Source organism: Kitasatospora sp. NPDC041917, assembly GCF_055589745.1.
Window position 1 is genome coordinate 401,260 of sequence record NZ_JBVJBI010000001.1, and the last position, 11,771, is coordinate 413,030.

Here is an 11,771-nt window from a genome sequence, read left to right on the forward strand (position 1 = left end):
CGCTGCCGGCCCCTCACTTGCCCTTGGCGGGGTCCTTGAGGCCGATGGCACCCAGGTCGAGCATCCCGGCGAAGCCCGAGTTGCCGAACGCGCCGGCCACGTTGGTGCCGACCAGCAGGGGGCGGCGCTGCCAGATCAGCGGGACGGCCGGGGCCTTCGTCGCCAGGTCCTGGTCCAGCTGCTGCCAGGCCTTGTTGGCCTCGTTGACGTCCGTCATGGCCGCGATCTGGTCCATCCGGTCCATCGTGGCCTGGTCCTTGAACTGGCTCAGGTTGCCCTGGTTGCCCTTCTCCTTGATGGTGCGGCCGTCGAACTGGAACGGCAGGAAGGTCGCACCGGAGGGGTAGTCCGGACACCAGCCGCTGATGGTCAGGTCAGGGGCGTTCTTGGTGTCGCCGACGGTGTCCTGGTAGGCGGACGGGTCGGTGGTGTTGATGGTGACCTGGACGCCGGCCTTGGCCAGCGACTGCTGGATCGCCTCGGCCCGGCTCTTGTCACCGAGCGAGACGGTGAGCGAGACCTTGAGGTCGGTCTTGCCGGCCTCCTGGAGCAGCTTCTTGGCCTTCTCCTGGTCGCCGGCCGCCGGGATCTTCAGCGGGTCGGACTTGACGCCGGCGGTCAGCGAGGGCGGCAGGTAGGAGGTCGCCACGTCGGCCATCGCCGGGCCGCCGAAGGCCGTGACCTGCGCCTCGCGGTCGACCGCCCACATCATCGCCTCGCGCACCTTCGGGTCGTCGAAGGGGGCCTTGGCGGTGTTCAGGTACAACATGTCGGTGCAGCCGGTGACCTCGGCGGCCATCCGGGCCTTGACGTCCGGCTTGGGCAGCACCTTGGCGACGGTCTCGTGCGCCATCCAGGGCATGTTGATCGCGTTGGCGTCGGCGCCGTCGCTGGCGATGATCCGGTCGTCGGCCTGGCCGCCCTTGATGCCCTCGGTGACCACGACCTTGTCCGGGTAGGCCTTGCGGACGGTGTCGGTGGCCGGGTCCCAGTTGGTGTTGCGGACCAGCACCAGCTGCTTGCCGCGGTCGTAGGTCTCGATCTTGTACGGGCCGGAGGAGAACGGCCGGGCGTCGTACTGGGTGCCCTTCTCCTGGGACTGCGGCACCGGGGAGAAGGTCGGCAGCGAGACGGTGGAGGAGAACTCGGCGACCGGGCGCTTCAGGTGGAAGACGATCGTCCTGTCGTCCGGGGTCTCGATGCTCGCCAGGTGCTCGCCGTTCAGCGGGCCCTTGTAGTTCTCGCCGCCGGCCAGGTACTGGATCGCGTAGTCGGGGCCACCGGTGAGGTCCGGGGAGTAGGACCGCTCGACGTTGTACTTGATGTCGGCGGACTTGATCGGCGTGCCGTCCTCGTACTTGAGGCCGTCCTTGAGGGTGAAGGTCCACACCTTGCCGCCCTCGGAGGACTTGCCCAGGTCGGTGGCGAGGTCCGGGACGATCTCGCTGCCGGTGGCACCGGGCTCGGACTTGAAGGTGGTCAGGGTCCGGTAGAGCAGCCGGGTGCCGAAGTCCATGTGCGGCACCACCCAGTTGCGGGCCGGGTCGAGGTGCGCGAAGTCCTGGTTGGTCAGGACGGTGAGGGTCCCGCCCTTGACGGGGGTGCCGCCGATGATCGAGCCGGACGCGGCGCCCGGGCCCTTGCTGTCGGAGGGGGCGGCGTCGCTGCCGCTGTCACTCTTGTCGTTGGAGCAGGCCCCGAGGCCGAGGGTGAGGGTCGCCGCGAGGGCCGCCGCGAGGGCGGCGTGGGTGCGCCTGGTCATGTGCAACTCCGCTGTGGGGGGCCCGATCCGCCGGATCTGGCCGCTGCGCTGTGTGACCCGTAACATAGTAATGTGAAATTGCACTGCACAAGAGGTGACGGCTCCCGTTACCGAGCTGTGTCCGTGCCAGGCATCTCCCCAGCCCCACCAAGGAGTTCACCGGTGACCCTTCCCCCGACCGGCCTCAACACCGGGAGCCACGACCTCCCGGTCTCCCCCGCCCTCGCCTCGTTCATGGGCACCCGGTGGGCCGCCACCCCCATTCCCGCCGACCTGCGCGTCCCCGGCCACGACCGCTTCCCCGGCCGCCGCGCCCGGCTCTCCGCCGCCTTCCCCGGCGAGCGGCTGATCGTCCCGGCCGGCCGGCTCAAGGTCCGCTGCAACGACCTCGACTACCGCTTCCGCCCGCACAGCGCGTACGTCTGGCTCACCGGCCTCACCGGGGAGGACCAGGCCGACCACGTCCTCGTCCTCGAACCGGCCGGCCCCGAGGGCCACGAGCCGGTGCTCTACCTGCGCCCGCGCTCCCCGCGCGACGGCGGCGAGTTCTACCGCGACCGCCGCTACGGCGAGTTCTGGGTCGGCGCCCGGCCCGACCTCGCCGAGGCGGCACAGCTCACCGGGGTGCGCACCGAACACCTCGACGACCTCGGCAAACTGCTCACCGGCCCCCAGCCGCCCACCCGGGTACTGGCCGGCACCGACCCGCTGGTCGACGAGGCCACCGGGCGCCCGAACGGCGCCCACCGGGACAGCGAACTGGCCGCCGTCCTCTCCGAATTGCGCCTGGTCAAGGACGAATGGGAGATCGGACAGCTGCAACTGGCCGTCGACCACACCACCACCGGCTTCGAGGACGTCGTCCGCGCCCTGCCCACCGCACTGCGCCACCACCGCGGCGAGCGCTGGATCGAGGGCGTCTTCGACCTGCGCGCCCGCGCCGAGGGCAACGGCACCTCCTACACCACCATCGCCGCCTCCGGCGCCCACGCCTGCGTGCTGCACTGGATCCGCAACGACGGCGCCCTCGACCCGAACACCCTGCTCCTCCTGGACGCCGGCGTCGAGACCGACACCCTCTACGCCGCCGACATCACCCGCACCCTCCCGCTCAGCGGCACCTTCACCCCGGTCCAGCGCCAGGCCTACGACCTCGTCCTCGCCGCCCAGAGCGCCGGCATCGCCACACTGCGCCCGGGGGCCCGGTTCCGCGACTTCCACCGCGCCGCCATGCGGGTCATCGCCGAAGGCCTCGCCGACTGGGGCGTCCTGCCCGTCTCCGCCGAGGAGGCCCTCGCCGAGGACAACGGCCTCTACCGCCGCTACACCCTCTGCGGCAGCGGCCACATGCTCGGCCTCGACTACCACGACTGCGCCAAGTCCCGCGCCGACCGCTACCTCGACGGCACCCTGGAGGAGGGCATGGTCCTCACCGTCGAGCCCGGCCTCTACCTCCAGCCCGACGACGAGACCCTCCCCGCCGAACTCCGCGGCCTCGGCATCCGCATCGAGGACGACCTGGTCATCACCGCCGACGGCGCCCACCTGATGTCCGGCGCCCTCCCCCGCACCGCCACCGACGTCGAATCCTGGATGGCGGACCTGTTGTCCTGAGGAGGCAGCGGACGATCAAGCCACCTTGATCGTCCGCTCCCCCTGCCGGACGGCGACTTCGACCTCCCCGCCGATCCCGCGCTACCCCCGCGCCGACCGCCACAGGTCGGTGACGATCGCCTCCGCCGGGCCCGTGCGGGCCAGGTGGTGGGCGGTGCCGGCCCAGAGGTGCATGGCGGCCGTGTCGCCGCGGCGGGCGGCGGCGGCGCGCAGGGGGGTGGTGAGGCGGTTGACCTCGGGGTAGGCGGCCGGGGCGTACGGGCCGTGGCGGTCGATGAAGGCGTTGCGCAGGCCGCGGGCCGGGCGGCCGGTGAAGGCGCGGGTGACGACCGTCTCCGGCAGCTCGACGAGCGCGGCCCGGTGGGCGGCCGCGGCCCCGGACTCGTCCGACCGCAGCAGGGCCGTGCCCAGCTGCACCGCCACCGCTCCCGCCCGCAGGGCCGCCGCGACGGCCGGGCCGTCGCCGAGCCCGCCCGCGGCGATCAGCGGCAGCGCCGTCACCTCCCGCACGGCGGGCAGCAGGTGGAGCAGCGGCAGCTCCCCCGGCTCGTCCGTCACCCGGTGGGTGCCGCGGTGGCCGCCCGCCTCCGGGCCCTGCACGCACAGCGCGTCCATCCCGACCGCCTGCGCCGCCCGCGCCTCCTCCGGCGTGGTGACGGTGCCGATCTGGGTCGTCCCGGCCGCCCGCAGTGCCGCCGCCTCCTCGGCCGTCGGCAGCCCGAAGGTGTACGAGACCACCGGCACCGGGTCCGCGAGCAGCGCGGCCAGCTTGGCCTCCCAGTCGTCCCGGTCCGGCCCGTCCTCCTCCGGCAGCGTCACGCCCCACCGCTCGGCCTCGGGCCGCAGCCGCTCCCGGTAGGCGGCGACGGCCGCCCGGTCCCCGGGCGTGCCCGGCACGAAGAGGTTCACCCCGTACGGCCGGCCGGTCGACGCCCGCACCGCGGCGATCTGCTCGGACATCCCGGCGGCGGTCCTCATCCCGGCGGCCAGGAAGCCCAGCCCGCCGGCCCGGTTCACCGCCGCGACCAGTGCGGGCGTCGAGGGCCCGCCCGCCATCGGGGCGGCGATCACGGGGACGGCGAGCTCGTCGAGCCGGACGGTCATCGGGCGCTCCTCACACTGCTGCGGGTACGGAACACCCCCACCCTACGCTCGGCGGATCAGCCCCCGCCGCCGTGCCTCGCGCACCGCCGCCGTGCGCGAGTCCACCCCCAACTTGGTGTAGATGTGCACCAGATGGGACTTCACCGTGGCCTGGCTCAGGTGCAGCCGCTGGCTGACCTGCTGGTTGGTCAGCCCGTCCGCGACCAGCCCCAGCACCTCGGTCTCCCGGGCGCTGAGCGCCGCCGCCGGCGTCCGCATCCGCTCCAGCAGCCGGTCCGCGACGCTGGGCGCCAGCGCGCTGCGCCCGGCCGCGGCGGCCCGTACGGCCTGGGCGAGCTCCTCCGGCGGGGCGTCCTTCAGCAGGTAGCCGGTGGCGCCCGCCTCCAGGGCCGGCAGGGTGTCCGCGTCGGTGTCGTACGTGGTGACGACCAGGACCCGCGGCGCGCCCGCCCGGGCGGTGATCGCCGCGGTGGCCTGCGCCCCGTTCATCGCCGAGCCCGGCCCGAACTGGAGGTCCATCAGCACCACGTCCACGCCCGGCTCCGCCGCCAGCTCGACGGCCCGCTCGGCGGTGGCCGCCTCCGCCACGATGGCGAAGTCCGGCTCGCACTCCAGCACCGCCCGCAGCCCGGCCCGCACCACCGGGTGGTCGTCCGCGATGAGCAGCCTGATCACGGGCCGGCCTCCGGGGTGACCGGCAGCTGCACCGCCACCGTGGTGCCCTGCCCGGGCGCCGACTCCACCGTGAAGCGGCCGCCGAGCGCCCGCGCCCGGGCCCGCATCGAGGGCAGCCCGAACCCGCCGTCCCCGTCGGGGCGGCCGGCCGCCACCACCGCCGGGTCGAACCCGGCGCCGTCGTCGTACACGTCCAGTGCCACTTCGCCCTCCATGTAGCTGAGCGTCACGTCGGCCCGCGAGGCGCCCGCGTGCCGGACGGTGTTGCCGAGCGCCGACTGCGCGATCCGCAGCAGCGCGACCTCCTGCGCGGCCGGCAGCCGGACCGGGTCGCCGAAGACGTGCAGGTGGACGGGCAGCGTGCCGTGCGCCGTCGTCGTCGCGCACAGCCGCTCCAGCGCGACCGGCAGCGGGTCGCCGTCCAGCGCGGGCGGGGTGAGCGCCCGGACGAACCTGCGGGCCTCGTCCAGGTTGTCCTGGGCGGCCTGCCGCGCCTGTTCGACGTACCCGGCGGCGGCCTCGGTGCGCTCCGGCAGGGCCCGCTGGGCCGCCCGCAGCAGCAGCTGGATGGAGCTGAGGCTCTGCGCGAGGGTGTCGTGGATCTCCCGGGCGAGCCGCTCCCGCTCGGCCAGCACCCCGGCCGCGTGGTGCGCGGCGGCGGCGTCGGCGCGGGCGGCGGTCAGTTCGTCGATCAGCCGGCGGCGCTCCTCGCTCTCCCGGTACAGCGCCTGGTAGCCGAGCACGGTGGCGGTGGCGACGGCCGCGCCGAGCGCGGGCCCGATCGAGGCGGCGAAGCTGAAGCTGTGCTGGTGCCAGGACCAGGCGGCGATCGACGCGGCGGCGGTCAGCCCGACGGCGACGAGCCCACCGCGCCGCCCCAGCAGGTGCAGTTCCAGGAAGTACAGCGGGAACGCCAGCCAGACCCCGTCCTGGGTGGCGATCAGCACGCCCGCCCAGGTGGCGCCGAGCAGCACCAGCCAGAGCGCGGCCGCCCGGCGCGAGCGGCGCACGGCGGCCAGCTGCGGGCCGACGGTGTAGACGGCGGCCATCGCGGTGGCCGCGGCGGCGACGGCGGCGGGGTCGCCGCCCCGGTCGACGAAGACGGCCCGGGCGACGGCGAGCGCGAGCAGGCCCGCAACGAGCAGGTGCAGGCAGACCTGGAGGACGCGGGCGACGGGGGTGGTTCTGGATCGTTCGGTCGCCATCCGTCCAGCCTAAGTTCCGCGCTGGCGTCCGGCATCAATCAAAAGGTTGAACTCGGTCTCTTCCCTTTGATGCCCAGGATGCAATCCCCGGCGCGATGCCCCGGGGCCCCTCCGTCCGGGACGGTGGAAGAGTCGAAAACACCTGTGCAGAGGAAGGTTCACCGTGTTCGTCGCCTGGAGGGACCTGAGGTTCGCCAAGGGGCGGTTCGCCTTGATGGGGACCGTCATCGTGCTGATCACCGTACTGGTCGGCCTGCTGTCCGGGCTGACCGCCGGGCTCGGTCGGCAGAACATCTCCGCGATCACCGGCCTGCCCGCCGACCACCTGGTCTTCGGCAAGCCGGCCGACGGGCAGACGCTCTCCTTCACCGATTCCCAGGTCACCCCCGACCAGTGGCAGGGCTGGGCCCGCGAGCCCGGCGTCACCTCCGCCCAGCCGCTCGGCATCACCACCACCAAGGCCGCCGCCGGGCAGCGCACCGCCGCGCTCTCCGCCTTCGGCGTCCCGGAGGACTCCGGGCTCGCCCCGCAGGGCACCCGGATCGCCCCCGGCCAGGCCGTGCTGTCCAGGACCGCCGCCGAGAACCTGGGCGGCCTCGCCCCCGGCGCCGAGTTCACCCTCGGCGGCCACCCGCTGCGGGTCGCCGCCGTCCAGGGCGACGCCGCGTACAGCCACACCCCGGTGATCTGGACCTCCCTCGGCGACTGGCAGCAGGCCGCCCCCGGCGGCACCGGCCACGCCACCGTCATCGCCCTCACCACGGCGAAGGGCGCCGACCTGGCCGCCGCCGACGCCCGCCACGGCACCGAGACCCGCACCCGCGACGACGCCCTCACCGCGATCGGCTCCTACACCTCGGAGAACGGCTCCCTCCAGCTGATGCGCGGCTTCCTGTTCGCCATCTCCGCCCTGGTGATCGGCGCGTTCTTCACGGTCTGGACGATCCAGCGCAGCGGCGACATCGCCGTCCTCAAGGCCCTCGGCGCCTCCACCCGCTACCTGCTGCGCGACGCCCTCGGCCAGGCCGTCCTGCTGCTGGTGCTCGGCACCCTGCTGGGCACCGCGGTCGCGGCCGGCTTCGGCGCGCTGATCGGCTCCGCCGTCCCCTTCGTCCTGGACGCCCCGACCGTCCTGCTGCCCGCCGCCGTCATGATCGCCCTCGGCGCGATCGGCGCGGCCCTGTCCATCCGCCGGATCACCTCCGTCGACCCGCTGACCGCCCTGGGGAGCGCCCGATGAGCTTGACCCTCGACCGCATCACCCTGACCTACCCGGACGGCGACGGCCGGCTCACGGCCCTGGACGAGGTCTCGCTGACCGTCCCCAAGGGCTCGCTCACCGCCGTCGTCGGCCCCTCCGGCTCCGGCAAGTCCAGCCTGCTGGCGGTCGCCGCCACCCTGATCACCCCGGACACCGGGCAGGTCGTCATCGACGGCACCGACACCACGGGCCTCGACCGGGCGGAACTCACCGCACTGCGCCGCACCAGGATCGGGATCGTCTTCCAGCAGCCCAATCTGCTGCCCTCGCTCACCGCGGTGGAGCAGCTGCAGGTGATGGCCCACCTGGACGGCCGCGCCCCGCGCACCGCCCTGCCCCGGGCCCTGGAACTCCTGGACGCCGTCGGCCTGCGCGACCAGGCCGCCCGCCGCCCGCACCAGCTCTCCGGCGGCCAGCGCCAGCGGGTCAACATCGCCCGCGCGCTGATGAACGACCCCACCGTCCTGCTGGTGGACGAACCGACCAGCGCCCTCGACCACGAGCGCGGCGCCGCCGTCCTGGACCTGATCACCGACCTCACCCACCGCCGGGCCACCGCCACCGTCCTGGTCACCCACGACCGCACCCACCTGACGGCCGTCGACCAGGTCGCCGAGGTCCACGACGGCCGGCTGACCCTGCCCGCGGCGGCGCTCTGACCTACTTGTTGGCCGTCAGCACGTCGTCCACCGAGAGCGTCACCGACGCTCCGATCGACTCCGGCAGGGTGAAGGACTGGCCGGGGCGGTGGACGGCGTGCACCCGGTACTCGCCGTCGTCGGGTTCGGTCAGCACCATCACGCGCTGGTTCATCCGGTCCACGATCACGTAGACCGGCACCCCCGCCGATGCGTAGGCGGCAGGCTTCTTCTTCAGGTCGTCGCCGTAATCGGAGGAGGTCACCTCCAGCACGAGCCGGAAGACCGCCGGGTCGTAGCAGTTGTACTCGATCAGGTGATCGTCGCTGTACGCGCCGAGGATCGACAGGTCGGGGATCGCGAAATTCCTCCTGGCTGCCGATGTCGAGAGCATCATCGTAGAACTCGGACGCCTCCCGGCGCCCGATCCTCGATCCTCACCCGGACGAGTGGTTCAGCTCCGGCGGGCCCCGAGTCGCAGGGCCGAGGCCTCCGGCTCGGCGGGCTTCTCGCCGCCGGCCCACAGCGAGCGGACGTGGCTGAGGTGGCGGGTCATGCAGGCCTCGGCGCCGGCGGAGTCCCCGGCGAGCATCAGGTCCAGCAGCTCCAGGTGCTCCTCGGCCGAGGAGACCAGCTCGCCGCGCTCGTCGAGCCGGTTGAGGCCGTACAGCCGCGAGCGCTTGCGCAGGTCGCCGACGACCTCGACCAAGCGGGAGTTGCCGGCCAGCCCCAGCACGTCCAGGTGGAACTGGCGGTCGGCCTCCAGGTAGCCGATCAGGTCGTGCTTGCGGGCCGCCGCGACGATCGCCTCGGCCTGCGGGCGCAGCCGTTCCAGCTGCTCCTTGGTGGCGGTGCGCGCCACCCGGCCGACGGTCGGGACCTCGATCAGGGCGCGGATCTCGGTGAAGTCGTCGAGGTCGCGGTCGGTCAGCTCGGTGACGCGGAAGCCCTTGTTGCGGACGGCCTCGACGAGGCCCTCGCGGGCGAGGTCGAGCATGGCCTCGCGGACCGGGGTCGCGGAGACCCCGAAGTCGGCGGCGAGCGCGGGTGCGGAGTAGACCACGCCGGGGCGCAGTTCGCCGGAGATCAGGGCCGCCCGGAGTGCGTGGGCGACCTGGTCGCGAAGCCGCTCCTGTACGGAGATCAGGGTGCGGGATTTGAGGTCGGCCATGGTGTTCCTCCGGGTGGGTGCAGAACACCAGCGTACAATGTCACGTTACGTTGCGTACGCGACAGCCGGTGATTCGAACACCCGTCACCGGCCCGCCGGGCCGGCCCTCCGTGACGCCGAATGCCATGGTGGCAGCGGCCGTCGGCCGTGACAACGGCCGACGGCGCACGATCTTCAGGTCCGCACGGAGGGCTACGCCCGACGGAACCGGCCCACCAGGGTGCTCAGACTGGCCGCGCCGTCGCCGGCCGCCACGCCCCGCCGGACCGCCTCCGCGAGGACGGCCGGCAGGGCGCCGTCCACCCCGGAGGCCTCCGCGGTGTCCCGGACGTGCTCGATGCTCGCGAGTGCCATCGTCAGCCGGTCGACGTCCCCGCGGTGGTCCCCGGCGGTGATCCGCGGCGCGTAGAACTCGATCATCCGCGGCACCAGCGAGGCGGTGGGCAGGGCGTACGGCCGAAACTCCTCGGCCGAGATGCCGTTGGCCTCGGCGATCGCCGTGGCGTGCAGGTAGCCGACCATCGAGGACCAGAACAGGTCCATCTGGATCTGGTAGTACAGCTGCGCCAGCCCGGGGTCGTCGCCCCGGTAGTCGGCCCCGGTGAGCACCTCCAGGGCGGCCCGGTGCCGCTGGAACAGCTCGACCGGGCCGCTGTAGAAGGTGGACGACTCGGGGCTGCCGATGCCCGACGGCGGCACCTGCACCCCGCCGGTCAGGTGGCCGGCGCCGCGTTCGGCCAGCCAGCGGGCGGCCTCGCGGGCCCGCCCGGGAGTGTCCGAGCCGAGGTTCACGACCGTCCTCCCCCGCAGCGCCGGCTCGACCGACTCCAGCACCTCGAACACCGCGTCGTAGTCGGTGAGGCTGAGCACCACCAGGTCGTTCGCCGCCACCGCCGCCTCGGCGTCGGATGCGGCCCGCGCACCCCGGGCGACGAGCGCGTCGGCCCGCCCGGTGGTGCGGTTCCACACCGTGACGGCGTACCCGGCGTCCAGGAACGCCCCGGCCATGGCCTGCCCCATCGGGCCGAGCCCGATCACCGTCACGGATCGCCGCGCCTGCTGCTCCACGGACATGCGTTTCCCCTCCTCTGGAACGAACGCTCTATCCAGAGCGCCGGGCCGACGCTAGCACAGGACTGGAACGAACGCTCTACCCAGAATCTCGGCTAGGATCGCGGCGTGAACACGCCCGAGAGAGCCGACGCGAGTACGAGCGCGAGGACGAGCGCGAGGACGAGCACGAAGGCCGAAGCGAAGCCCGGCACCCGCGAGCGGATCGTCCGGGCCACCTCCCGACTGCTGCAGCGCCAGGGGTACGAGGGCACCGGGATCAAGCAGATCTCCCGCGAGGCCGAGGCCACCCTCGGCTCCGTCTACCACTTCTTCCCGGGCGGCAAGCAGGAGTTGGCCGCCGAGGCGATCCGGCACGGGGACGAGGAGTTCGCCGTCCTCCTGCGCGCCGGGCTCGGCTCCTCGCCGGACCTGGGCGAGGCGATGACCTCCTGCACCCGGATGCTCGCCACGGAACTGCGCGAGTCCGACTGGCAGGACGGCTGCCCGATCACCAGCACGGCCCTGGAGACGGTCGGCCGCGTGCCGGTGATCGAGGAGGCGGTGACCGAGGCCTTCGCCAACTGGCGGGCCGTCGTGGCGGAACGGCTGCTCGCCGCCGGCATCGGCGAGCAGGACGCCCGCGAGCTGGCCGGCACCGTGATCAGCACCCTGGAGGGCGCCGAGCTCGCCGCCCAGGTCGCCCGCAGCGAGCAGCCGCTGCTGGTCACCGGCAAGCACCTGGCCCGCCTGCTCACCGCCTACGCCGACGACCGGGCCTGACCCGCGACACCGGACCGCCGGCCCGAAAGGCGAGCCGAGAGACGGGCCCGAGAAGCCCGGGAGGCGGCCGGAAAACGTGAGGAGCCGGCGCAGCGGGGGATCCCTTCCCGCTGCGCCGACTCCGGTTCACAACTCCCAACCACGGCCAGGAGTAACGCACTTGTCGATCGAAGCCGCGCTGTACGACGGCCGCCCGAACAACGGCCGCCGCACCAGCCCGAACCTGCTGCACCTGTCCACCGACCACGGCGCCGGTCTCGCCGACGCCCTGGCCGCGCACGCCCGTCCGTCCGACCACCGGCTCGGCCGGATCGACCCGTACGGCGACACGCTGTTCAACGAGCAGGACGCCGGCGCCGCCTTCGAGGAGGCCACCGCGCTGCTCGCCCGCTGCACCACCGGGGAGCAGCGGGCGGCCGTCCGCGACCTGCGCAACCTGCTCGCCAACTGCGCCGCCACCCCGGGCAGTTGGCTCATGTTCCTCGGCGACTGAACCGCTGGGGCATAT

Annotated in this window: 12 protein-coding genes; 5 read left to right on the top strand and 7 right to left on the bottom strand. The window is 73.4% G+C overall.

Features of this window, described 5'->3' with window-relative positions; all coding sequences use genetic code 11:
* Positions 1 to 13: 13 nt before the first annotated feature.
* Complete coding sequence (locus tag ACZ6EM_RS01835) at positions 14 to 1,762, bottom strand: ABC transporter substrate-binding protein (RefSeq protein ID WP_465771372.1); 1,749 nt, start codon at positions 1,760 to 1,762, stop codon at positions 14 to 16.
* 162 nt (positions 1,763 to 1,924) lie between these two features.
* On the opposite strand from ACZ6EM_RS01835, the gene ACZ6EM_RS01840 reads away from it, so the two are divergent.
* Positions 1,925 to 3,376, top strand: coding sequence for an aminopeptidase P family protein (locus tag ACZ6EM_RS01840; RefSeq protein ID WP_465771373.1), 1,452 nt, complete (start codon positions 1,925 to 1,927; stop codon positions 3,374 to 3,376).
* Between the two features lie 81 nt (positions 3,377 to 3,457).
* Here ACZ6EM_RS01840 and ACZ6EM_RS01845 read toward each other — a convergent pair whose 3' ends face one another.
* Genes ACZ6EM_RS01845 through ACZ6EM_RS01855 form a run of 3 tightly spaced genes read right to left on the bottom strand, consistent with a single transcriptional unit; the run spans position 3,458 to position 6,360 of the window.
* Positions 3,458 to 4,480: a nitronate monooxygenase gene (locus ACZ6EM_RS01845; RefSeq protein ID WP_465771374.1), complete on the bottom strand. Its 1,023-nt coding sequence runs from the start codon at positions 4,478 to 4,480 to the stop codon at positions 3,458 to 3,460.
* 42 nt (positions 4,481 to 4,522) lie between these two features.
* Positions 4,523 to 5,155, bottom strand: coding sequence for a response regulator transcription factor (locus ACZ6EM_RS01850; protein ID WP_359901106.1), 633 nt, complete (start codon positions 5,153 to 5,155; stop codon positions 4,523 to 4,525).
* Positions 5,152 to 6,360, bottom strand: a complete 1,209-nt coding sequence (locus tag ACZ6EM_RS01855; RefSeq protein ID WP_401043870.1) for a sensor histidine kinase — start codon at positions 6,358 to 6,360, stop codon at positions 5,152 to 5,154. Before ACZ6EM_RS01855 ends, ACZ6EM_RS01850 begins: the two co-directional genes overlap by 4 nt.
* A 163-nt stretch (positions 6,361 to 6,523) precedes the next feature.
* Here ACZ6EM_RS01855 and ACZ6EM_RS01860 point away from each other — a divergent pair, with 163 nt between their 5' ends.
* Positions 6,524 to 7,600: an ABC transporter permease gene (locus ACZ6EM_RS01860; protein WP_401043868.1), complete on the top strand. Its 1,077-nt coding sequence runs from the start codon at positions 6,524 to 6,526 to the stop codon at positions 7,598 to 7,600.
* Positions 7,597 to 8,280, top strand: a complete 684-nt coding sequence (locus ACZ6EM_RS01865; RefSeq protein ID WP_401043865.1) for an ABC transporter ATP-binding protein — start codon at positions 7,597 to 7,599, stop codon at positions 8,278 to 8,280. Before ACZ6EM_RS01860 ends, ACZ6EM_RS01865 begins: the two co-directional genes overlap by 4 nt.
* A gap of 1 nt (position 8,281) precedes the next feature.
* Here the strand turns inward: ACZ6EM_RS01865 and ACZ6EM_RS01870 are convergent, their stop codons facing one another.
* From ACZ6EM_RS01870 to ACZ6EM_RS01880, 3 genes are all read right to left on the bottom strand, one after another.
* Positions 8,282 to 8,656 carry a Uma2 family endonuclease gene (locus tag ACZ6EM_RS01870; RefSeq protein ID WP_465771375.1) on the bottom strand — a complete coding sequence of 125 codons (375 nt, stop codon included), beginning with the start codon at positions 8,654 to 8,656 and terminating at the stop codon, positions 8,282 to 8,284.
* A 57-nt stretch (positions 8,657 to 8,713) separates the two neighbouring features.
* A complete protein-coding gene (locus ACZ6EM_RS01875) occupies positions 8,714 to 9,430 on the bottom strand; it encodes a GntR family transcriptional regulator (protein WP_380352892.1) in 717 nt (238 codons plus the stop codon).
* A gap of 192 nt (positions 9,431 to 9,622) precedes the next feature.
* Entirely contained in the window at positions 9,623 to 10,504 is an 882-nt protein-coding gene (locus tag ACZ6EM_RS01880) for an NAD(P)-dependent oxidoreductase (RefSeq protein ID WP_401043858.1), read from the bottom strand.
* A 201-nt stretch (positions 10,505 to 10,705) separates the two neighbouring features.
* Here ACZ6EM_RS01880 and ACZ6EM_RS01885 point away from each other — a divergent pair, with 201 nt between their 5' ends.
* Positions 10,706 to 11,263: a TetR/AcrR family transcriptional regulator gene (locus tag ACZ6EM_RS01885; protein ID WP_359901262.1), complete on the top strand. Its 558-nt coding sequence runs from the start codon at positions 10,706 to 10,708 to the stop codon at positions 11,261 to 11,263.
* A gap of 160 nt (positions 11,264 to 11,423) precedes the next feature.
* The gene (locus ACZ6EM_RS01890; protein ID WP_359901125.1) at positions 11,424 to 11,756 is read left to right on the top strand and encodes a hypothetical protein; all 333 of its coding nucleotides are present in this window, start codon (positions 11,424 to 11,426) and stop codon (positions 11,754 to 11,756) included.
* The last annotated feature ends 15 nt before the right edge of the window (positions 11,757 to 11,771 follow it).

What these genes read in the sequence shown, in the direction of transcription:
- ACZ6EM_RS01875 (WP_380352892.1), bottom strand. Translation starts at nt 9,430, where the DNA reads ATGGCCGACCTCAAATCCCGCACCCTGATCTCCGTACAGGAGCGGCTT.
- ACZ6EM_RS01855 (WP_401043870.1), bottom strand. Translation starts at nt 6,360, where the DNA reads ATGGCGACCGAACGATCCAGAACCACCCCCGTCGCCCGCGTCCTCCAG.
- ACZ6EM_RS01845 (WP_465771374.1), bottom strand. Translation starts at nt 4,480, where the DNA reads ATGACCGTCCGGCTCGACGAGCTCGCCGTCCCCGTGATCGCCGCCCCG.
- ACZ6EM_RS01865 (WP_401043865.1), top strand. Translation starts at nt 7,597, where the DNA reads ATGAGCTTGACCCTCGACCGCATCACCCTGACCTACCCGGACGGCGAC.
- ACZ6EM_RS01870 (WP_465771375.1), bottom strand. Translation starts at nt 8,656, where the DNA reads ATGATGCTCTCGACATCGGCAGCCAGGAGGAATTTCGCGATCCCCGAC.
- ACZ6EM_RS01835 (WP_465771372.1), bottom strand. Translation starts at nt 1,762, where the DNA reads ATGACCAGGCGCACCCACGCCGCCCTCGCGGCGGCCCTCGCGGCGACC.
- ACZ6EM_RS01880 (WP_401043858.1), bottom strand. Translation starts at nt 10,504, where the DNA reads ATGTCCGTGGAGCAGCAGGCGCGGCGATCCGTGACGGTGATCGGGCTC.